This window comes from Vibrio sp. 10N.239.311.G01 (assembly GCF_041465805.1).
Lineage (GTDB): Bacteria > Pseudomonadota > Gammaproteobacteria > Enterobacterales > Vibrionaceae > Vibrio > Vibrio crassostreae_C.
On sequence record NZ_JBFSRM010000013.1, the window covers coordinates 59,757 to 81,693 of the forward strand.

Consider the following 21,937-nt stretch of genomic DNA (forward strand, 5'->3'; position numbering starts at 1 on the left):
AAAAGCAGTCGCAATATTAAAAACGTCAGATCTACGAGCTAAGTGGTAAGAACATATTGTCCTTAAGCGACCTTAGTGATCTTAACTGGACACTTCTTGTAATCCGTCTGTTTAGACAGAGGATCCGTTGCATCCAAGATCAACTTGTTGATCAGAATTCTTGCATCAAAGAATGGTACGAATACCAAGCCTTGTGGTGGACGGTTACGACCACGAGTTTCAACACGAACGCGTACTTCACCACGTTTGTTTTCGATAAGAACTTCATCACCACGGCGAAGACCACGAGCTTTAGCATCAGCAGGGTGGATGTAACAAAGTGCATCCGGTACTGCTTTGTAAAGTTCTGGTACACGACGAGTCATAGTACCTGTGTGCCAGTGCTCAAGAACACGACCTGTACATAGCCACATATCGTATTCATCGTTTGGTACTTCAGGTGGCGCTTCGTATGGTGCATTGATGATCAGTGCTTTACCATCTGGTTTGCCGTAGAAGTCCCAATCAGAACCTTTCTTAGCATATGGATCTGAACCTTCTTTAAAGCGCCATAGTGTCTCTTTACCGTCAACAACAGGCCAACGTAGACCACGAACTTGGTGGTAGCGATCGTATGGTGCTAAATCGTGACCGTGGCCGCGACCAAAGGCTGCGTATTCTTCGAATAGACCTTTTTGAACGTAGAAACCTTGAGCTTGTGCATCGTCGTTAAGCTCTTGAGCTTCAGACAGTGGGAATGCATCAACGTTGCCGTTTTTGTAAAGCACGTCGTACATGGTTTTGCCACGGTACTCAGGCATTTTCGCAACCAGTTCTTCACCCCAAACTTCTTCAATAGTGAAGCGCTTAGAGAATTCCATGATTTGCCATAGGTCAGACTTAGCTTCACCTACAGTTTTCACTTGTTGGTACCATGCTTGTGTACGACGCTCTGCGTTACCGTAAGCGCCTTCTTTCTCAATCCACATTGCTGTTGGAAGGATGAGGTCAGCCGCTTGAGCTGTTGCCGTTGGGTACGGGTCAGAACATACAATGAAGTTATCTGGGTTACGGTAACCTGGCAGACGTTCAGTGTTGATGTTTGGACCCGCTTGCATGTTGTTGTTACACATTACCCAGTAAGCGTTGATTTTACCGTCTTTCAACATACGGTCTTGAAGAACAGCGTGAGCGCCGGGTACCGGTGGAATGGTGCCTTCTGGAAGTTTCCAGATATCTTCTGCAATTTTACGGTGTTTAGGGTTAGCAACCACCATATCGGCAGGTAAACGGTGAGCGAATGTACCAACTTCACGCGCTGTACCACACGCTGACGGTTGGCCAGTTAGTGAGAATGGGCTGTTACCTGGAGTAGAAATCTTACCTGTAAGAAGGTGGATGTTGTACACAAGGCTGTTCATCCATACGCCACGAGTATGTTGGTTCATACCCATAGTCCAAAGTGACATTACTTTGATGTTTGGATCGGCATATTGCTTAGCCAGCTTGATAAGGTCTTCTTGAGGTACACCTGACATTTCAGACGCTTTCTCAACTGTGTATTCAGCAACAGACGCTTTGTAGTCTTCGAAAGAGATAGCAGTCATTTCGCCTGAGTTAGGGTTTGCGGCTGCTTTCTGTAGTGGATCATCGTCACGCAGACCGTAACCGATGTCTGTCGTTGCTTGCTTGAAGTTCGTGTGCTTGTTCACGAAGTCCCAGTTAACGGCATCGTTTTGAATGATGTAGTTAGCAATGAAGTTAGCAATTGCTAGATCTGATTGAGGTTCGAAGATGTAACCCGTGTCTGCAAGCTCGAAAGAACGGTGGTAGTAAGTAGACAGTACGTTTACTTTAACGTGTGGGTGGCTTAGACGACGGTCTGTAATACGAGTCCATAGTACTGGGTGCATTTCTGCCATGTTTGAACCCCACAGTACGAATGCGTCTGCGTGTTCAAAGTCATCGTAACAACCCATTGGCTCATCAATACCGAAAGTGCGCATGAAGCCTACTACAGCAGAAGCCATACAGTGACGAGCGTTTGGATCTATGTTGTTTGAACGGAAACCCGCTTTCATCATCTTAACGGCTGCGTAGCCTTCCATTACTGTCCATTGGCCTGAACCGAACATACCAACACCTGTTGGACCGTTCTTCTTCAATGAAGCTTTCCATTTCTCAGCCATCACGTCGAACGCTTTGTCCCAAGATACGGGTGCGAAATCACCATCTTTATGGAACTCGCCATCTTTCATACGAAGAAGAGGTTGTTCTAGACGGTCTTTGCCGTACATGATTTTTGAAAGGAAGTAGCCTTTGATACAGTTAAGGCCTTTGTTTACAGGAGCTTCTGGATCGCCTTGAGTCGCAACCACTTTACCGTTTTGAGTACCTACTAGTACTGAACAGCCCGTACCACAAAAACGACAAGGCGCTTTATCCCACGTGATTTTTGTTTGATCAGAGCTAGCGATCAGGTTGGTTGCTGTTGCCGGTAGTGTTACACCTGCAACGGCTGCCGCTGATGCAGCTGCGTTTGCTTTCACAAACGCACGTCTTGTCATTTTCATACTTCACCCTCAAGTTGAGAATTGTTGCTTCCAGTTTCTAAATCCGTTTCGTCGAGTCCAGTTTCGATTTGGTGATAAACCAAAGCTGTCCCCAAAACGTTCTTAATGTTGTTTATTGCTTCGATGGTGTCCGTTACAAAACCTTGGTTTTCAGTTTCTAGGACCACGATGATTTTGCCTTCAGGGCTATCTCCGTAGATTTCAGCGTTATCGAATTGATCGATCTCCGCTTTGATCTCATTTAGATGCTCAGGGCTCACATGCACGACTAAACTTGATATATGCACTTCATTTAGTGCCATAAATTGCTCTCGTTATTTTTGTTTTATGCATTACTCACAAGAATAGCCGAAGTAGGGCAAATTGCTACGCAGGCCCCACAACCGCTACACTCATCTAACTTGATTTTTGGTAGAGCAACACTGCCTGCTCTAAGTTGAAATTGAATGGCCATAGGTTCACACATGTCACCACAGCTTCGGCATTCAACATTTTGTTGCGCTAAACACTTATCAGAGATTTGTGCTTTTGCTTGCCAAGGCTCTCCTTGCTTTGGCTTAAAAATGGGTTCGGGACAAACATCTGCACATTGATAGCAGAACGTACACTCATCAATAGAGAAATCTACAGTGGGAAAACCACCATCGCCTACAATGATTATCTTAGTCTCACAACTCTCGATGCATTTACCGCAGCGAGTACAGTCATCTGTAAAGCTTTCTAGGCTGTCAATCCAAGGCAAACGAATCTGGCTTGAGTCAACTTTTCGTCTAGAAAAAAGACGGCGTTTTGATAGATCTACCACTAGATACCTATAGATGTTACTAAGATGTTGTAATTGTAGGTCATTATTCTATTAATATCTTGTAATGAGTCCTCACAAGTAGTGTAGTTTTAGAAACAATTGTATAAATACCCCCTAAGGGCTAATTGGGGGCATATATTGTCTTAGATCAATAAATTACGGAGCGAGTGATCACATATTGAATGGAGCTATGATTTTTGATGTGTGACAATACGATATCGCTGGCAAGTCATTTATCAATAGGAAGGCACTTTTGCTTATAAAACCGGTTTCATCTGTAACAAGTACGATAGCAAAATCTTTGCTCTCTATACTGCTGTTGTCGGTTGCTACGACTGGCTTTGCCATCTTTACTTTGGCTTCAAGTTTGAATGATGCGGAAGCGGTTAACGTGGCCGGTTCAATGCGAATGCAAAGCTACCGTTTAGCCCATGATATTCAAATAGAATCTGTCGATTATGAATCTCATATTCGTGAATTCGAAAGTTCTCTTTACTCGCCATCCATGACTAATTTGGTCAGTTGGAATGTTCCGACAGACATCACAGAAGATTACTATTTAATTATCGGCCGTTGGCATGAGCTAAAACAGGTCTTGAATAGCGAAGAGCGCGATCACTATCTCGTGTTGGTTGAAAACTTCGTGGCTGAAATCGATGGCTTCGTTTATAAGCTGCAAGAGTTCTCTGAAGACAAGTTAATAAAGTTAGCGTGGGCTGGTGGTATCGGCCTTGGTGGGATTCTGGTCATATCTCTTTTTGTTGTTCACTTTGTACGTAAACAGGTTGTTAAACCGCTACATGCTCTTGTCGGTGCGAGCCAAAGAATCAAAAACAGCGACTTCGAGGTAGAACTCAAGGTGACCAGTAACAACGAAATGGGCATTTTGACCAAAACCTTCAACTCGATGGCCAAAGATTTAGGCGTGCTTTATCGAAACCTTGAAGATGTGGTGGATGCAAAGACGATTGAGCTGCAAAATGCGAACCAGTCGCTGCAGGCACTTTATAACTCGTCACAAGAGCTCACGGTGACGCGTATTGCTCCTGAAAACTTCCGAGCTATCTTGCAGCATCTCGTGAGCTTGGAAGGGATTGGATCACTGAGGCTCGAGATTGTCGATAACTCAGGCCGTTCATTGATTATGGATGAAGGTTACGATTCGAATTTAGACTACGAAAAGTTTGAGATGAAACTCGACGATAACGAACTTATTCTCGGCTATTTATACTGTTCATATCACCACGGGCACTCAACTAAAGCTCTGATCGAAAGCTTCATTCAACTGCTATCGAGAGCGATCTACTACAATCGTGCTCAAAAGAAAGCTGAACAGCTTATTATCATGGAAGAGCGTGCCACGATTGCACGTGAACTCCACGATTCATTGGCTCAATCACTGTCGTACTTGAAAATTCAAGTTACACTATTAAAGCGTGTGATTGGCAAACTGCCAGAGCAACAGCACCGAGAGCAATCTGAACAAATCGCGTCTGAGATCGGAAACGGCTTAGCCGACGCTTATACCCAGTTAAGAGAGCTACTCACCACATTTAGGTTGACCATTAAAGAGGGCAACTTTGGAGACGCCTTAAGTACCATGCTTGAGGCGCTCAGCGAGAGAACCGATGCGAAGATTAACCTCACTAATAATCTCTCATCGATCGAGCTTGATGCGCATAGTCAGGTTCACTTGCTTCAATTGATTCGTGAAGCAACAATAAATGCAATAAAACACGCCAATGCCGACTTGATAGATGTATGCTGTATCGATGAGGACGGTGAAGTATTAGTCGTGATAAAAGATAATGGAGATGGCTTTGACTCAAGTAGTTCCAAGGTGAACCACTACGGGATGAGCATTATGCAGGAGCGTGCGGCAAGACTGAATGGCGACTTGACGATTGAAGCGGCGCAAGGTGAAGGCTGTACAGTCATATTGAAATATAAAAGTTTGAAGGAAGTTAAAGTTGACGATTTGTAAAGTAATGCTGGTTGATGATCATCCATTGATGCGCAGAGGTATAAGCCAATTACTGAGCTTTGAAGACGAATTCGAAGTGATTGCAGAAGCAAGTAACGGCACTGAAGCGGTTGCTCTTGCTCATGAAGAAGAACCTGATTTGATCCTTTTGGATCTCAATATGAAGGGCATGTCTGGTTTAGATACCTTGAAAGCACTTCGCACTGACGGTTCTAGCGCAAACATTGTTATTCTAACGGTTTCTGATAGCCCTGCAGACATTGAAGCGATTGTAAAAGCAGGCGCTGATGGCTACTTGTTGAAAGACACTGAACCCGATGAGTTAATTGAACTGCTTAAGCAAGCACACAGCGGTGACAAGGCTTACAGCAGTGTGGTTGCTCGTTACCTAAATGATGCTGGAAGCCGCAATGATATCTTCGAACAACTGACTGAACGCGAAATGCAGATCCTTCAAGAAGTCGCGAAAGGTTACCGCAATAAGCAGATCGCTGATCACCTGTTCATTTCTGAATCGACAGTTAAGGTACATATGAAGAGTCTACTGAAAAAGCTGCAAGTGCCTTCCCGTACCGCTGCCACGGTTCTGTATCTAGAACGCTATGGTGAAATGAAGTAGGGCTTGGGTCCTTTGAGATAACACTATTTCAAGCCTGACTGTTTATACATGTCTCGATAGTTTTGACGATGTGAGAAAGTGACATTAAAAAAGGCGCTGAACTTACTAAGTTCAGCGCCTTTTTATTAGGGCATTTTATATCCAAATAATCATGTCTGTTTTACTGACAATTAAGCTGCCATTGGTACTAGAACAAGCGTACCGAAGATCACCGTGATAAGACCACAGATTACTGGTACTGAAGTACGTTTAACGACTTCAAACGGGCTGATTTTACCCATGCCAGAAGTCGCTACAATTACACCCGAAACAGGAGAAATTGTACGGCCTAAGTTAGACGCTTGAAGCATTGGGATGATTAGGAACGCAGGGTTCAAGCCCATTTTCGCAGCAAGTGACGGAGCCAGTTCTACGAATGCATAGAATGGCGCGTTACCAGAACCTGTCGCGATAGCAGCAGCAACTGTTAGACCAGTCAGGATAAGCATTAATGCGATACCGCCAGCGCCAGCTGATTCAGCAAGGCCGATTAGGTTATCAATTGCACCGATAGACATTAGGCCCTGAGCAAATACACCCGCCGCAACCAACAGCATTACTACGCCTTTAAATGCTTCGGCCATACCTTGGTAGCAAGAATCTAGGTCTTCTAGTGTTTTTTCGCCGTCAAACTTCTTCACAACGTAATCGATAACAGCGCCCACGAAAATTGAACCTACTACGATGGTGTAGATATCAAGTGAAAGGCCCGGAATGGTACGACCGTTGAATAGAAATACTCCAAAAATAGGTAAGAATGGAAGAGCAGCATAAAAAGCCGGCGCATTCGTTTCAATTTCTGAAACGTCTACTTTTTCCATTGGCGTGTTTTCTTTCTTATCTAGGTATTTGTTCCAGAAGAAAGCCGCACCCGCCATCACGATGATCGCACAGATAGAAACAGGCAGTACCGTTTGAACAGCAAACACATCAAGAGACATACCTGATTTTTCTGCTGCGATAACCACATCACCCGACGTTGGTGAAAGAATGATTGCTGCAGGTGATGCACAAACCGCCACCGCTGCTGGACGAGAAATACCCATTGCCGTCATCATTGGGAATAGGGTCGCCATCAATAGCACGCCAAGGCCTGTTGCAGAACTTACTGCTAGAGACATTAGACACGCTACGATGTAAGCCGCAACAAGAAGTACGTATGGAGATTTGATAGCAGCAAGCGGTTTAGAGAATTGTTTTACTACCACATTGTTTGCGCCGATATGCGTCATGTAAGAAGCAAAGCCACAAAGAAGCATGATTTGCATGCCTAGGCCGCCTCCACGGTACTGAAGCATGTACTTAACGAATTCTAGTGAGTCGGTAACCATGTTACCTGTTGAAGCGACCTTAGCGGGTAAGACTGTGTGACCTATAAGGCCAGTAATAAGAAGTAGGGCAAGGCCAGCTGTCAGTAATACACCTGCCGCTTTATAGCCTTTCACAATAAAGTAACCAACAGCGATAGTAATCACTAATCCGATCAAGAGCTCTAACATAGAAATCTCCACAAAGTTTAAAAAAATATAAGAAAGTGTTTCAGAATATGACAATGAATGTACAGAAAACTGCACTGTGGCACGAGGCATAGTTGAGGTTGATATGATCTAAGACAAACATTTTCTTTGATGTTAATTGTGGTTGTAAATCATGAACAACTACTGTTGTTTAGATGTTAATAAACAAATTATCTATCTCAATAGAATATAACTTGGATCACCTTTATAGTGAGGAGTTGTATACAAAGGTGTGGATTTATAAATCTATGACTTTTGGAGCCTAACGTGCAGAACTAAAAAGAAGTGTGTATTTTTACATGATATCGGATTAATTTATGAACTGATGCCTACTGGGAATGGAAAGTTAAGTAGGCTTCAGCGAGAGTTGAATTGATGTGGAAATGCATAGCTCCTAACGTATTGGCTTAAGTACAGCTACTGACCGAAATAGTTGATAGTTAAACGATTAGTTAATGTTCAATTCAGGATCTGCATTCGAGTAAGTGGGCAGGTCGGCGCATATCACTTTTTTACAGAAGTGAATCATTCCGCGCTGAGTGACCAATAATAATTCATCATTATTTAGTGGGATATAAGCCATGGCATCTGAAGAAAGCACTGCACCTTCACTGATCATCACCTTTTCGTAAAATGTGAGCTCTCTATTTGGTATGATTTGTTCATGTTGAGTCTCGTCTAAAGAAATGTCGTGTTGGGTTACCACGTAAGTACCTGACGACGCAAAGCCAGCTTCTTTCGTAGAGACATATAACAATTCATAGCGGCTTTGTTTCCTAATTGGATCTCAGATAGAAACGGCCAGTATGGGTGATTATTAGGCTATTTCTATCGTTTTAGGCATACCTAACCCTGTGAGCTTATTCAACGCTTTAATCATGGCGTAGGTTTCACCAACCTGAGCATTATAGTTTCTTAAACTTAATCGCCCACCAAACAGTGTCTTTACACGGAACATAGCCGTCTCTGAAAGTGACCGTTTATGGTAACCGTACTTCTTTTTCCAATGTTTATTTGAGCCGTATAATTTCTGGCAAGCTACCGCCAGATTACGGGGGTGACCTCGTAACCAAAAAGCAGCACCTTCTCTCGGTGGAATAAGTGGAACAGCTTGTTTAATACGTATTGCTTCGTAGCATTGTCTTGTATCGTAAGCTCCATCACCAGATATCTCATTGATTCTACGACGAGTTTGATTCAGTAAATTAGGAAGAGCTTCACCGTCAGTGACATTCGATAAACTTAACTCAGCCGCAATGATTTCATGAGTGCCAGTGTCTACGGCTAAATGGAGCTTACGCCAAACTCGACGCTTCCCGTCAGTACCATGTTTTTTTACTTTCCATTCACCTTCACCGTAGACCTTTAGCCCTGTTGCATCAATGGCTAAATGCTGTATTGCGCCTCGGGTCTTTGTCTTGAATGACACATTAACCGTTTTGGCTCGTTTACTGATGCATGAATAATGAGGACATGACAACGGGAGTTGAGCGAGTTTGAAAACAGAATCGATGAACCCTTGTAACGCTCTCAACGGCATCGCGAATACTCGTTTAACCATGAGGGCGGTCGTAATGGCTAAGTCACTAAACAATCGAGGTCGACCTCGTTTATCTTGCTTGAGTTGCTTCCACTGTTGAATCGCTTCCTCATCAATCCAGAATGTCAGTGAACCACGATTGATTAGGGCTTGGTTATATTGTTTCCAGTTAGTTGTTCTGTAGCGAGGCTTTGGCATTGCTCTAAGTATGTGAGTGAACTTAGATGATCTGATCGTAGCTTTAAGCATTAGTTCCCTGATTTAGGAAACAAAGCCCCGTTTATGCTGCGCAGTTTAAAACACAGAGTTCGTATTCGTCGCTAGATGCAATGAAAAGAAACCATCTGCAATATGGTAGTTCATTCACCCAAGAAGAGCCTGTAATTGTAGAGGAAAAGCGGGGATATAACCTGTATACAAAAGTGCTAAAAATTCCGTCGTACTTACCTTTTACAAAAGAGAGGGAGGCGGAATGTATCGTCGATGAATTTGACCCGAAAGAAAATTGCCCACCACTGTATGAATGGATTACCAACACTTCCGGTAGTTTTCCAACTGCGGAGAATCCAATGCCTCAAAAGACAGAAGACCTTGAGGTGACGGCAGATATATACGTACCAAAAGAGTTTAACTGGAATAGTTTTATAGGGTTACCTGTCGCTATTTTTATTCATGGTGTTACAGCAGAGCGCGGCACTGCTTCTTTAATGGCTGCGGAATATACTGATAAAGGTTATGCCGTGGTTGCGATCGATATGCCATATCACGGTGAGCGGATACGTTATGACTCAAGCCCTGAGCACGTGGAAATTAGTGCCCGAGCAAACAAAGCCTTCTTCATCAATATTGATTCCCCTTTAGCGCTTCGTTCTAACCTCCAGCAGTCTGTTTCTGATTTTCTGGGTCTACGCTATGCGTTGAGCCAAGAAGGTTGGGTTGATAACAATAACGTTCATCTAATCGGACAATCGTTGGGTGGGATCATGTCGGTAATGGTGAGTGAGTTTAGTCAAGCAAGCCCTGATTTTCACTCGGATACTAATCCTAATTTTGAATTCAATACGGTGAACTTTGTTGTTCCGGGGCAGGGGCTAACCAACTTGGTTCTGTCTTCTCAAACCTTAGGCCCTGAAATGTCTGAAGGTGTTAAGAAGTCTCCTGATGTTCAGCGTGGCATTGCTGAAACTGTCATACCAGATACATGCATAACAGAAGCAACGAATCAACAATGTATTGAAGCACTTAGAGAGTTTGTAGAGCTTTCATCTGATAACGCGCTGCTTGTTAATCAGCTAGAGAACGACATCTTCGATTTAGTTGTTACCGACCTTAAACAAGGAGTTCAAGCAACAATTGATAGTGCAGACCCTGCTAGTTTCATCTCTCGTCAAGTTAAGGCTGAGCAACCGACTCTTTTGTTAGCTGCAGTTGGAGATTGCGGCGAAACCTGTGACGTTGGCGTTGATTATGTGCCAGACAGCGTAATTCCGAATACCGCGCCAAATAATATTCGAACTGGCACTGAGCCCTTAATTACTGCCCTTGGTTTAGACCCAATAACGGGTACAAAGCGTGATCAGATCGAACTCGGTGGAGTCATAAGAACGACAACCGGTGGACATGGTACGTACTTATTCCCGTATGAAGGCCCCGTTGATGAAAATGGCCTACCGGGTATGCCAGGCGGAAATATGTCAGATGTACGTGAAGCCGTGACAACCCAACAGTTAGCTGTTGCTTCGATGGTGATGACTGACGGTTCGCTTGTTGTCATTAATAACGAAGATCATATCGAAACAGAGGTGCCTCAAAATGAAGAATAAACTTTTTTTGGGCACTGCAGTTGCTCTTGTTCCTTGTCTGATTAACGCGGCCGGTTTTCAACTTAACGCACAGTCCGTAACAGGGTTAGGTCGTGCATTCGCGGGTGATGCTGTTATGGCCGATAGTGCGGCAATTGTGGCTAAGAACAGTGCTGCGATGGCTTACATCGAGCAACCAACACTCTCTGTCGGCGCTATCTATATCGATAGTGGTATTGATGTGTCGAGTGTTAGCTACACGCCAATGATTGGTGATACTGAAATGTTAGATGACCAATCATTAGACGCAGGGACATTAGTTCCGAATATTCACTATGTGCATCCTATCGAAGGTTCTAAGTTTACTTTGGGCGCAACAGTCCATTCCAATTTCGGTACTGACGTTGAGTTTGACGAGTCGTTCGAAGCGGATGAGTTCGGAGGGAAAACAGCGCTTTCCAGTATCAATGTTGGCTTCGCTGTGGCTTACGAGTTGTCCGAACAAATCAACTTAGGTGCCGGGATAGATGTTATCTACGGTGAGGGTGAGATATACCGTCAAAACTTGTTAAATGTAGATGCAGACGGTTTCGGTCTGGGTGCAAATGTTGGTGCGACTTACCAAGTCAACGAACATAACAAGTTCGGTATTAGTTACCGTTACAGCCCAGATATCGAAGTAGAAGGTGACATTACCAAAGGCGGTGTCCCTGCCGACAAGATGAACGTACCTCTACCAGACACTCTAGAGTTTTCCGGTTGGCACCAGCTCAACGAACAGTGGGCTTTTCACTACAGCCTGCAGTGGGTGAACTGGTCTGAATTTGATTCGCTAACATCTGACTCTTATGACGACTCAATTAAAGAGTATCAATGGAAAGACGCAGGACATGTTTCTGTCGGTGGTACATACACCATGTCAAAAGACGTCGTTCTAAGAGCTGGCTACATGTACGACATTTCCCCGACTGACGAACTCACATCGCTCTCTATTCCTGATGTTAACCGTCACTGGTTAACAGTCGGAGGGACGTATAACTTCACCGATGCCAGTTCTGTGGACGTTGGAGTCGGATTTATCATCGGAGAATCACAAGATATTGACGAAAACCTGACGACGATTCCAGCAACGAGTTCCAATATAACTGCTGATGTGACTGCCGATGCTCTCTTGCTTGGTGTTCAATATCAACATCGTTTTTAACTTTTACTTTGGAGTTCAGAACGTAAAAATTTAGGAATCATATAAAAATTGCAGGGCTCGACAGTGAGTTGAGCCCTTTTCTCATTATTAGCTGTTTTAGCATTATTTAAATAGCTGGAAGCTCATTAAGTAAGAAATAGCTGCTTAGAAAAACGTTTTAATTCAGACGAATTCAAACGGTTATGGTTATTAAAAATGAAATTTACAAAGCTTAGTAAAACAATCTGTTTGGCACTGTTTGCCTTACATATCTCTCCATCGTTTGCCCAAGACTCAAACTTGATTCCTGTGACTATCGAAAAAGCGCACAAACAAGCATTCACATCTTCAATCAACGAGGTTGGCAAAATCAGGGCAACGGATTCTGCTGCATTGACATTCAGTGCCTCCGACAAAATTCTCAATATCCATTTCAAAGATGGAGATTCAGTTAAAAAAGGCGAGTTGATCGCTCAATTGGACAATACCAAAGCGAAAGCCGATCTAGACAAAGCAAGAAGCTCTCTAGCGTTAGCAAAGTCGAAATTAAAGCGAGTACAAGAATTACTAAAGAAACAGCCTGACTCTATGTCTCAACAAGATGTTGAAGAACTGGGAGAGCAGGCGAATTTAGCTGCGGCTGATTTCCGTCAGAAAGAAGCGCTAATGAATGACTATTTATTGGTTGCGCCATTTGATGGGCAATTAACCAACTTTACCCACTCAGTGGGCAGTAAGATTGATGGCGCAACCGCGTTGGTGAGTTTGATCAAACTCGATCCTGTCGAAGTTCAGTATTCCATTGGACAATCGGATCTAGGCAACGCAAAACTTGGACAGAATGTCTCTATTCAAGTTGATGCTTTTGTCGATGAAGCATTTTCTGGTGTGGTGGATTACATTGCCCCCGCGGTTGATGAGAGTTCAGGTCGCGTAGAAGTACACGCGCACGTGACCAATCCAGATCATCGTTTAGTTCCGGGCATGTTTGCCAAAGTAAGCCAAATGACGAGCGAAGACACGACTCAAATGGTGGTTTCCCAAAATTCCGTTCAAGCAAAAAATGCACAACGTTTTGTATGGATTGTGAATGGCGAAAAAATCGAGCAACGCATTGTTGAATTGGGCGTGAACACTAACGATGGGTACGTCGTTGTAGAAAGCGGATTGAAACTGGGTGATAAGGTCGTAGTGACGGGGCAACAGAACCTTAAGAAAGCGTCTCTAGTTAAGGTAATGAACCCTAATGCGGAGCAGAAAACAGTTGAGCTAATAACGGAGCCAATAAACAAAGAGGTCACTAAGCAGACCGTTAAGCCCGAGGTAGAAAAGACCGAAACACAGATTGATGAAGCACATCCGGTTGAGCCTTCGGTTGATTGGACGGAAGCAACAAAAGGTGTAGACGAAGCGATCAACGAAAATAACGAGCGTGCGGAAACTAATGCGGCCGCTGAGCAATCATCGAGCGAAAGTCTAAACAAGGAAACTCACAGCAAGGAAATCCAAAGCAAGGAAGCTGTAACAAAGGAGAACCTGAATGAAGCTTCCTGAGATTTGTATCAAGCACCCTGTGTTTGCGTCTGTTCTGAGTATTACTATTGTTTTGCTTGGGCTTTTGTCGTTTCAAAAGCTCTCAATCCAATACTTTCCTGAACATAAAACACCGTCGGCGACTGTAACCGCGGCGATCAATGGCGCGAGCGCTGAGTTCATGTCGCGCAATGTGGCAGATAAACTGATCACGGCGGCAACGGGCTTAGACAGCGTGAAAACCATGACGACCGACTGTCAGGAAGGAACGTGTAATCTAAAAATCATTTTTGAAGATGACATTAATGACGTCGAATACACGAGCTTGATGAACAACCTGCGTAGCAGTGTTGAAGCGATTGGTGATTTTCCTCCTAGTATGACGGACAAGCCAACGGTAACGGATGACTCTTCTGATACCAGTATGCCGAGTAACATCATCACGTTTGTGAATACCGGCAAGATGTCTAAGCAAGACATGTATGACTACATTAGCCAGCAAGTCGTGCCCCAGTTTAAGCACATACAAGGTGTGGGGGGGATTTGGGGGCCGTATGGTGGCAGTGAAAAAGCGGTTCGTGTGTGGTTACAACCTGATCGAATGATGGCGCTTAACATGAGTGCGTCAGACGTGGTCGGTACATTAAGCTCATACAACGCGACATTTACCGCGGGTACTATCAAAGGTCAGGTACGAGATTTCTCCATTAACCCAGTCAACCAAGTGACCAGTGTTGATGATGTGCGAGATTTGGTGGTTCGTGTCGATAACGGCAAGATCATTCGTGTCGGAGATATTGCTGAAGTCAAAATGGGGGAAGAGAGCCTTACGCCGAGCATTCTTCGTGTAGATGACAATTTAGCGATGTCGATTCAGGTACTGCCACTGAAAAGTGAAAACCCAGTTACAGTTGCAAATAAAGTTAAGAAACAGATTGATGTGATTCAGCCTCAGTTGCCAGAAGGCATTGAGATGAAGATGGTTTATAACCAAGCTGATTTCATTAAAACCGCAATTGACGAAGGTTTCATGACTTTGGTTGAGGCGATTGTTCTTGTTTCAGCCGTTGTCGTGTTGTTCCTTGGTTCAGTTCGTGTGGCGTCTATTCCTATTATCACGATCCCAGTCTGTGTGATTGGTGTGTTTGCAGTTATGCATGTGCTCGGGTTTAGTATCAACGTGCTGACTATCTTGGCCATCATTCTTGCGATTGGTTTAGTCGTCGATGATGCCATTGTAGTGGCTGAAAACTGTTACCGACATATCGAAGAGGGAGAAACCCCTTTTAATGCGGCAATCAAAGGGTGCCGAGAGATCGTCTTTCCTGTGATAGCGATGACGCTGACTTTAGCGGTCGTGTATCTCCCTATTGGTTTGATGTCGGGCTTAACCGCCGATCTATTTAGACAATTTGCTTTCACGTTAGCAGCAGCAGTGATCATCTCTGGGTTTGTGGCTTTAACGCTCTCGCCCATGATGTGTGCTTACTTAATGAAGCCAGTTACAAAGCCGGCAAGGTGGTACAAAAAAGTTGATGCGAAGCTGAATGTTCTGTCTGACTTGTACACCAAGGAACTTAGCAAATGGTTTGAGCGTAAAACACTGATGAGTGGTATTGCCTTGGCATTGATTGCTCTATCTGCTTTGGCGGTTTGGACAATGCCTCAAGTGTTGCTTCCAACGGAAGATACTGGTTTTGTTGAGGTCACTTCAACGCCTCCTACAGGAGTCGGACGTCAGTATCACCTAGACAACAACGAGCAACTTAACAGTGTGTTCAAAGGTGATCGTTCGGTAGAGGCAAACTTGTCTTACATCGAAGGGACTCCGACTAATCACGTTTTATTGAAATCATGGGGCGAACGTGACCAGTCAGCTGATGAGTTGGTGAACGAGTTTATCGCTAAAGCGCAAAGTTCGGTCTCTGCTTATGGCATGTCTTTCAAGGTTCGCTCGGCTGATAACTTGAACATTGCCACTAATATGATCCTAGAGTTAACGACGGTTAACCGTGATACCACCGTATTGTCGGAAACGGCGAATGAGGTGGTGGAGGCGCTTGAGAGTTATGAGGGCGTGACCAACATTAAAAATTCGATGTTGCGTGACCAATTGCGTTATGACTTGTCGATTGACCGCAATGCTATCGTATTGTCTGGTGTGGATTACAGTAATGTCACCAATGCGCTATCTACTTTCTTAGGATCAGTGAAAGCGGCAGATCTACAAGCGGATGATGGCTATACGTACCCAATTCAAGTTCAAGTAAATCTTAGTGATCTTGGCGATTTCAAGGTGCTCGATAAGCTGTACGTGGATTCACAGTCGGGTCAAAGGCTTCCTTTATCTCAGTTTGTATCAATCAAGCAAGTGACATCGGAATCTAATTTCAAGACGTTCATGGGTAAAGACAGTGCTGAAATCACCGCGGACTTGATGCCCGGATATACGGCGAGCGACGTGAAGGCATACATTGATGACACGGTACCAAGTCTGTTGAAACCTGCTCAGAGCTACGAGTTCAATGGCGTAGTTAAAGACCTGGTTGATTCAACCGCGGGCGCACAAGTGCTGTTCGTATTGGCGTTGATTTTCATCTTCTTGATCTTGGCGGCGCAGTTTGAAAGCTTTGTTGACCCAATGATCATCTTGCTAACGGTTCCATTGTGTATTGTGGGCGCGATTTTGACGCTTTCGGTATTTGGTCAAAGCCTCAATATTTACTCGAAGATAGGATTGCTGACACTGGTTGGTCTCGTGACCAAACACGGTATTTTGCTGGTGGAGTTTGCCAACGAGAAACGCAAATCTGGCGCGAGTGCGAAAGAAGCGGCGATCAGCAGTGCACGTTCAAGGTTACGTCCAATCTTGATGACCTCACTGACGATGATCCTCGGTTCATTGCCATTGGCACTGGCGGATGGCCCGGGTTCCTTAGGTCGAATCAATATTGGTTTGGTTCTGGTCGGTGGCTTGTCTGTCGGAACTTTTTTCTCATTGTTCTTAGTGCCAGTCGCGTATGTCGGTATGGCGAACCTAAAGCAAATGGATTTGTTGACTCGATTGAGAACGAAACCAGCGTAGCGAGATGTTTTAGGTTTAGCTAGATACTTCAAGGCCCTCATTGTGAGGGCCTTTTGCTGTTGTGGGCTAGATTAAGTGAGGAGAGCGGTTAGAAGTCGTAGTTTAGATTCATTGAGCTGTAGATTTCGGCGTTACTTTGGTCTGATGCGTCAGTGGTGTTGTAGATGTATTCGGTATCAAAAGTTAGCGCCAAATTGCCTATCAAGATGTTCTTTAGATAGCCTTTAAGATTGTAATTGGTGTTCTCTTCACCGTAAGCCATGTTAGCGGTTGCCCCGATAGAAAACGTCTCTGTGAGCGTCAGAGAGCCATCAACACTGGCATTCACGATTAGTTCATAGTTCTCTTTGTTCGGGAACTCTTCATCGGAGGATTGCCGTTGACTGATTCGGTAACCCGGACCAGCAGAGCCTTGAAGTTTGATTCTTTCAGTATCATAAAAGTGGCGACCCAATCCTGTAGCCGTTATAAATTGCTTACGATAAGTACCAAAGTGGTCGTGTTCAAAACGTGTTGTTGCGACCAAATAGGTGACTTCGTTCAAGTCATAGCTGATGCCATAGTTGGTGGTATAGCGATTGGTGCCGTCTTCATCGTTTTCAGCATCGGTATAGTAGGTATCAAACTGAACTCGTTGGCCCCAGTTCTCTTTTTTGTATCCAACAGAGATTCCAGAGTTGATCGACAAAGATGAGCTGGTGTTTTGTGAGTAGATAAACCCGAGTTTGGTCAGGGTTGTAAAAGGGGATTCTTGAGCTTCTTCTTGTAAGTCAGAACCTTCGCTTAATACGACGTCGCCCTCGAGTTCTACTTCTTCAACTTCTTCGGCAAATACGGGCATAGAGATAGCGATTAGAACTAAAGGTAGCTTTATTAAGGATCGTGTGTATGAAACTGTGTTGGTTAATGGGCGCGTTGTTTGTGAGATAGCGTGTGTCGACATAATGGTTTGGTATATAAGGTGATTGAACACGATGAACGCAAGGTTAGTCGTGAAGAGTCGTCAATGATTGAATCGAAAATGCGAGTGAGTTACGACGCAATAGGCAAAGGCGAAAAGATCGTTTTTTTCGCTGAGAACCCATTACCTCGATGAGGATTAAAATCTTCAATGTGGACAAAGAATTCAAGTGTCTCAGAGGGTTTATCGTCTTCGATTAATAAGAACTCGAGTAGTCCTTGTTCTACATGGCATGAAACGATGGTTTCGCTCGATTGATCTGCTGAAATCTGTTCAACGTTGACCAAGACGCTCGTCTCGGGTAAGACATTGAAAGCATCTTGCGCACATTTAAGAATACAGCTGCACACGTACTCACGATATAAGGTATTGCTTTCAGAAAGAGACATCGTTTCAAGCTTTACTTCGCCTTGGCACAATACCTTTTTTTCTTTAGGGATCACGTTGTGCTTATTAACCTGAATGTTGATTTCTAACAGGTGGCCATTCTTATAGGTATTGAAGTTATGGTTAATCAGTTTGGTGTCGACCACCGCTACGTTCATCAGGTTTTGCTGAGCTTTAGAAAGGGCAGACAACTTTGCTTGGCTATCGTTATTCAAAACGCCTTTCGATAACTGATTGCTTTTTACCCAGTAGCTGTAGTTCTGAACCCAATGTACAAATTCCGTTTTATATTGCTCTATGTCTTTTTCTGCTGCTCGCTCGACATTGCTTGTGAGGGTGTGAAACTTAGACTTGTTACCCAACAGAATATCTAGCCAGTATGGCTTGTATTCATCAAGCGCTTCTATGGCTTTGACTTTATGATCGAAGCGAACCGTTGGCATTGCAGGCGCAGGTTCCATGGCAATCGACTCCCAATTTACTTTTGGTGTCGGAATGGTATGGACGGATTGGATTAAGTGGAGGTGCTGATTGAATAAGCTTACTTCACTAACCGCGTTCTCAAGTTGTTTGGTATTCATCTACATTCCTGTCGACGGTTGTTCTTGTCATTTGGCGCCTAGTTTATGGTCAAAGCGCGAGAACAGTATTTAAATGAATGTGAATGAACTTTCGTGAGATTACTTGATATTGATTTAGGAATATTTGGGGGGAGAAAGTTGGGTTCATTATTGAGCTAACAGCACAGAAACACAGAGAACAAGGCGCTCTCTGTGTTGGTCATCTACTGTTATAGAAACTTGCTGATGAGTATTATCTCTGGCGTCTTGCGACCAAAGTAAATCTGTAATCGTTAGATGTGAAGTAGTTACGGCTGTACTCGAACACTGTGTTATTGGCGAGGTAACCTCGAGTACGTTTTTCAATGATAGGCTGAGTTGGGTCAATCCCTAACTGTTTAGCAACGTCTTCAGGCGGAAGAATCGGCACCAGTTCTTGCTCGCTTCTATCAATCACCATGCCTTTGGTGTTCTCAATAAAGTCGTACTTTGATGTCTGCATCACTTGATAGGTGAGATCTGGGAATAGGGCAACAGGTAACCAAGTTTCTTCAACCGTGATTGGATTGTTGTCTATGAAGCGAACACGCTTTACGTAGAAAACTAATTCGCCTTCTTTAATATCTAGATGTTCAGACATCGCCAAAGAACAGGGCTTCATTTCAAAGGCTAGAACATCACTGTGTGTAACCACATCCAAATGCGCCCACTTTTCTTGAAAGCTCGACTGTTTGTAGATGTCGTAATTGATCTTGTTCTCTTTGACGTAAGTACCGCTGCCTTGAACGCTTTCAAGCTCATCGTTTTCGATCAGTAGTTTCAGTGCTTGCCTAACCGTTACACGGCTTACCGAGAATACTTCACGCAATTGCGCTTCTGTTGGGAGTGCTTCACCAACTTTGTATTCTCCAGAACTGATCTTTTCTCTTATTGCATCGGCGATTTGGCGATACATAGGGAGTCTTGCCATTTTTGCCTCATTTGTGCGCTAGGACAACTAGACTTTGATTAACAACCTGTACCTTAAATACGTAAATTTGCTCTATATAAGCTTTGCTTTAAAGGTTAGTGTGAGCATCGTATCGGCGTTTTGTAGTACATATAATACAAATTAAACGATACATAACAAGCTTTCTTAAAGGATTTACCAATACAGTTTAAATACAAATTAAATACAAATATGTATTGATGAGATCGTGATCACGGATTAAATGTCTTGAAGTTGTATTATTCATCTCGTCGGCAGGGACGACTGTCGTACTAATCCGTGACTATGGGACAAAGGTTATGAAACTTACTACTCTAACGAATAAGTCGCTCGTAAATCTGCAAACTACGTTTAGCAGTCGAGAAGAAGCGATTTACGCACTTGCTGACCAACTGAATCAGCAAGGCAAACTGCACAACAAACAAGAGTATCTTGATGCAGTATTTGCTCGTGAAGAGCAAGGCCCGACAGCGCTTGGCGAAGGCCTAGCAGTACCGCACGGCAAGACTGACGCGGTTAAAGAAGCTGGTTTCGCTGTTGCAACATTGAAAGAAGACATGAAATGGAAAGGCCTAGATGAAGACGAAGATGTAAATCTTATCTTCCTAATTGCGATTCCAAATGCAGAAGCGGGTTCTACCCACATGCATCTGCTCACTGCATTGACAACTACATTGGTTGACGACGATGTTCGCGAAGCGGTATTAAAAGCGACAACGGCTGAAGAAATCTTTGCGCTTCTTGATGGCGACAATCAACAAGAAGAAAAACAAGACAACTTAGATACAAATGCGCCGACAATTGTATGCGTTACTGCTTGCCCTGCAGGTATTGCTCATACTTATATGGCGGCAGAATACCTAGAAAAAGCCGGCAAAAAGCTTGGCTACAAGGTTCATGTTGAAAAGCAGGGCGCAAACGGTATTGAAGATCGCTTAACTGCGGAACAACTTAATAATGCTGTAGCGTGTGTGTTTGCTGCTGAAGTTGCGATTAAAGAATCTGAGCGCTTTAACGGCATTCCTCGTGTTGAAACACCAGTTGCAGAACCGATTAAACACGGTGAGCGCATTCTTAATGAAGCGATTGAAGAGTCGAAAAAAGGTAATGGTGCAGAACGCACAGTGGCTACTGACAACAAGCCTAAAAAGTTGCCACTGAAAACTGAGCTTAAACAAGCACTGCTTTCTGGTATTTCTTACGCAGTTCCTCTGATCGTTGCTGGTGGTACTGTTCTTGCGGTTGCTGTTCTTATCGCACAAATTTTTGACCTGCAAGATCTTTACGCAACAAAAGATTCTTGGCTATGGATGTATCGCAAACTAGGTGGCGGCCTACTGGGTACATTGATGGTGCCAGTACTGGCGGCTTACACAGCTTATTCACTAGCAGACAAGCCCGCACTTGGCCCTGGTTTTGCCGCAGGTATTGCAGCAAACATCATTGGCTCTGGTTTCCTAGGCGGTGTTGTTGGTGGTTTGATTGCGGGTTATGTGATGCGTTGGGTAAAAGAGCATGTTCGCTTAGGCCCTGCATTTAACGGCTTCCTTACTTTCTACCTTTATCCGGTGATCGGTACTTTGGTGGCAGGTAGCTTGATGCTGTTTGTTATCGGTAAACCTGTAGCGTTCCTAAACCAAGGTCTAACGGACTGGTTGAACGGTATGTCAGGCACCAATGCGCTGTTATTGGGTGCGATTCTTGGTCTGTTTGTATCATTCGACTTAGGTGGTCCGGTAAACAAAGCCGCTTACGCATTCTGTTTAGGTGCAATGGCGAACGGTGTTTATGGCCCATACGCAATCTTTGGTTCAGTAAAAATGGTATCGGCGTTCACCGTAACGGCTTCAACCATGATTGCTCCACGCCTATTCAAAGACTTTGAGATTGAAACCGGTAAATCAACTTGGCTACTTGGCTTGGCGGGTATTACTGAAGGTGCAATCCCAATGGCGATTGAAGATCCAATCCGTGTAATCGGCTCATTCTTACTAGGCTCTGTAGTCACAGGTGCAATGGTGGGTGCGGCAGGTATTGGTCTATCGACTCCGGGCGCAGGTATCTTCTCTATCTTCTTGTTACACGATTCCGGTTTGGGCGCATTCTCTGCTGCGGCAATCTGGTTCGGTGCTGCGATTGTCGGCACAGTAATTTCAACCATTACTCTTCTGATGTGGCGTGGTCACGCTGTAAAAAAGGGTAAGTTTGAAGCAAGCACTGCAACACAGAACTAACTGAATTTTGAGTTAGCTCCTAACTCACTGTGAAATCAATATATAAAAAATAATAAACAACTTGGCTGTCCTAAATACCTGTGCTCCTAACGGTTTTATTCACACAGATTCTGGGCGTGGTTTTCTGCACCCTAAATTTAGTGGCAGC

General features: G+C 44.1%; 14 protein-coding genes and 2 pseudogenes. 7 read left to right on the plus strand and 9 right to left on the minus strand.

Features of this window, described 5'->3' with window-relative positions:
• Positions 1-62: 62 nt before the first annotated feature.
• Genes napA through napF form a run of 3 tightly spaced genes read right to left on the minus strand, consistent with a single transcriptional unit; the run spans position 63 to position 3,357 of the window.
• Positions 63-2,552 carry a periplasmic nitrate reductase subunit alpha gene (gene napA, locus AB6D06_RS12430; protein ID WP_136978659.1) on the minus strand — a complete coding sequence of 830 codons (2,490 nt, stop codon included), beginning with the start codon at positions 2,550-2,552 and terminating at the stop codon, positions 63-65.
• The gene (locus tag AB6D06_RS12435; protein ID WP_017062612.1) at positions 2,549-2,854 is read right to left on the minus strand and encodes a chaperone NapD; all 306 of its coding nucleotides are present in this window, start codon (positions 2,852-2,854) and stop codon (positions 2,549-2,551) included. The genes napA and AB6D06_RS12435 overlap by 4 nt, the downstream gene beginning before the upstream one ends.
• A gap of 23 nt (positions 2,855-2,877) precedes the next feature.
• Entirely contained in the window at positions 2,878-3,357 is a 480-nt protein-coding gene (napF, locus tag AB6D06_RS12440) for a ferredoxin-type protein NapF (protein WP_017067052.1), read from the minus strand.
• Between the two features lie 253 nt (positions 3,358-3,610).
• Between napF and narQ the strand changes: the two genes are divergently transcribed.
• Positions 3,611-5,341 carry a nitrate/nitrite two-component system sensor histidine kinase NarQ gene (gene narQ, locus AB6D06_RS12445; protein ID WP_017062610.1) on the plus strand — a complete coding sequence of 577 codons (1,731 nt, stop codon included), beginning with the start codon at positions 3,611-3,613 and terminating at the stop codon, positions 5,339-5,341.
• Entirely contained in the window at positions 5,328-5,960 is a 633-nt protein-coding gene (locus AB6D06_RS12450; protein ID WP_017062609.1) for a response regulator, read from the plus strand. The genes narQ and AB6D06_RS12450 overlap by 14 nt, the downstream gene beginning before the upstream one ends.
• A gap of 170 nt (positions 5,961-6,130) precedes the next feature.
• Here the strand turns inward: AB6D06_RS12450 and dcuC are convergent, their stop codons facing one another.
• From dcuC to AB6D06_RS12465, 3 genes and pseudogenes are all read right to left on the minus strand, one after another.
• Positions 6,131-7,498 (minus strand): anaerobic C4-dicarboxylate transporter DcuC, encoded by a 1,368-nt coding sequence (gene dcuC / locus AB6D06_RS12455; RefSeq protein WP_016788598.1) that lies wholly within the window; start codon positions 7,496-7,498, stop codon positions 6,131-6,133.
• 466 nt (positions 7,499-7,964) lie between these two features.
• Positions 7,965-8,294: pseudogene (locus AB6D06_RS12460) on the minus strand (hypothetical protein); the annotation flags it as partial.
• A gap of 39 nt (positions 8,295-8,333) precedes the next feature.
• The gene (locus AB6D06_RS12465) at positions 8,334-9,254 is read right to left on the minus strand and encodes an IS5 family transposase (protein WP_372100937.1); all 921 of its coding nucleotides are present in this window, start codon (positions 9,252-9,254) and stop codon (positions 8,334-8,336) included.
• A 68-nt stretch (positions 9,255-9,322) separates the two neighbouring features.
• Here AB6D06_RS12465 and AB6D06_RS12470 point away from each other — a divergent pair.
• From AB6D06_RS12470 to AB6D06_RS12485, 4 genes and pseudogenes are all read left to right on the plus strand, one after another.
• Positions 9,323-10,879: pseudogene (locus tag AB6D06_RS12470) on the plus strand (lipase); the annotation flags it as partial.
• A complete protein-coding gene (locus AB6D06_RS12475; protein WP_372100939.1) occupies positions 10,869-12,062 on the plus strand; it encodes an outer membrane protein transport protein in 1,194 nt (397 codons plus the stop codon). The pseudogene AB6D06_RS12470 and the gene AB6D06_RS12475, both read left to right, overlap by 11 nt.
• 195 nt (positions 12,063-12,257) lie before the next feature.
• Positions 12,258-13,595 (plus strand): efflux RND transporter periplasmic adaptor subunit, encoded by a 1,338-nt coding sequence (locus tag AB6D06_RS12480; protein ID WP_229647835.1) that lies wholly within the window; start codon positions 12,258-12,260, stop codon positions 13,593-13,595.
• On the plus strand, positions 13,582-16,659 hold the full coding sequence (locus AB6D06_RS12485; RefSeq protein WP_229647834.1) for an efflux RND transporter permease subunit: 3,078 nt from the start codon (positions 13,582-13,584) through the stop codon (positions 16,657-16,659). The genes AB6D06_RS12480 and AB6D06_RS12485 overlap by 14 nt, the downstream gene beginning before the upstream one ends.
• 88 nt (positions 16,660-16,747) lie before the next feature.
• On the opposite strand, the gene AB6D06_RS12490 is transcribed toward AB6D06_RS12485, so the two are convergent.
• The 3 genes from AB6D06_RS12490 to AB6D06_RS12500 form a co-directional block, all read right to left on the minus strand.
• Entirely contained in the window at positions 16,748-17,500 is a 753-nt protein-coding gene (locus AB6D06_RS12490) for a DUF481 domain-containing protein (RefSeq protein WP_229647862.1), read from the minus strand.
• A gap of 191 nt (positions 17,501-17,691) precedes the next feature.
• Positions 17,692-18,588: a hypothetical protein gene (locus AB6D06_RS12495; RefSeq protein WP_229647833.1), complete on the minus strand. Its 897-nt coding sequence runs from the start codon at positions 18,586-18,588 to the stop codon at positions 17,692-17,694.
• 232 nt (positions 18,589-18,820) lie between these two features.
• Complete coding sequence (locus tag AB6D06_RS12500; RefSeq protein WP_010430026.1) at positions 18,821-19,537, minus strand: GntR family transcriptional regulator; 717 nt, start codon at positions 19,535-19,537, stop codon at positions 18,821-18,823.
• Positions 19,538-19,854: 317 nt separating this feature from the next.
• Between AB6D06_RS12500 and mngA the strand changes: the two genes are divergently transcribed.
• Positions 19,855-21,789 (plus strand): PTS 2-O-a-mannosyl-D-glycerate transporter subunit IIABC, encoded by a 1,935-nt coding sequence (gene mngA / locus AB6D06_RS12505; RefSeq protein ID WP_229647832.1) that lies wholly within the window; start codon positions 19,855-19,857, stop codon positions 21,787-21,789.
• Positions 21,790-21,937 lie beyond the last annotated feature (148 nt).

What these genes read in the sequence shown, in the direction of transcription:
- napA (WP_136978659.1), bottom strand. Translation starts at nt 2,552, where the DNA reads ATGAAAATGACAAGACGTGCGTTTGTGAAAGCAAACGCAGCTGCATCA.
- AB6D06_RS12435 (WP_017062612.1), bottom strand. Translation starts at nt 2,854, where the DNA reads ATGGCACTAAATGAAGTGCATATATCAAGTTTAGTCGTGCATGTGAGC.
- dcuC (WP_016788598.1), bottom strand. Translation starts at nt 7,498, where the DNA reads ATGTTAGAGCTCTTGATCGGATTAGTGATTACTATCGCTGTTGGTTAC.
- AB6D06_RS12465 (WP_372100937.1), bottom strand. Translation starts at nt 9,254, where the DNA reads ATGCCAAAGCCTCGCTACAGAACAACTAACTGGAAACAATATAACCAA.
- AB6D06_RS12475 (WP_372100939.1), top strand. Translation starts at nt 10,869, where the DNA reads ATGAAGAATAAACTTTTTTTGGGCACTGCAGTTGCTCTTGTTCCTTGT.
- AB6D06_RS12480 (WP_229647835.1), top strand. Translation starts at nt 12,258, where the DNA reads ATGAAATTTACAAAGCTTAGTAAAACAATCTGTTTGGCACTGTTTGCC.
- AB6D06_RS12485 (WP_229647834.1), top strand. Translation starts at nt 13,582, where the DNA reads ATGAAGCTTCCTGAGATTTGTATCAAGCACCCTGTGTTTGCGTCTGTT.
- AB6D06_RS12490 (WP_229647862.1), bottom strand. Translation starts at nt 17,500, where the DNA reads ATGCCCGTATTTGCCGAAGAAGTTGAAGAAGTAGAACTCGAGGGCGAC.
- AB6D06_RS12495 (WP_229647833.1), bottom strand. Translation starts at nt 18,588, where the DNA reads ATGAATACCAAACAACTTGAGAACGCGGTTAGTGAAGTAAGCTTATTC.
- AB6D06_RS12500 (WP_010430026.1), bottom strand. Translation starts at nt 19,537, where the DNA reads ATGGCAAGACTCCCTATGTATCGCCAAATCGCCGATGCAATAAGAGAA.
- mngA (WP_229647832.1), top strand. Translation starts at nt 19,855, where the DNA reads ATGAAACTTACTACTCTAACGAATAAGTCGCTCGTAAATCTGCAAACT.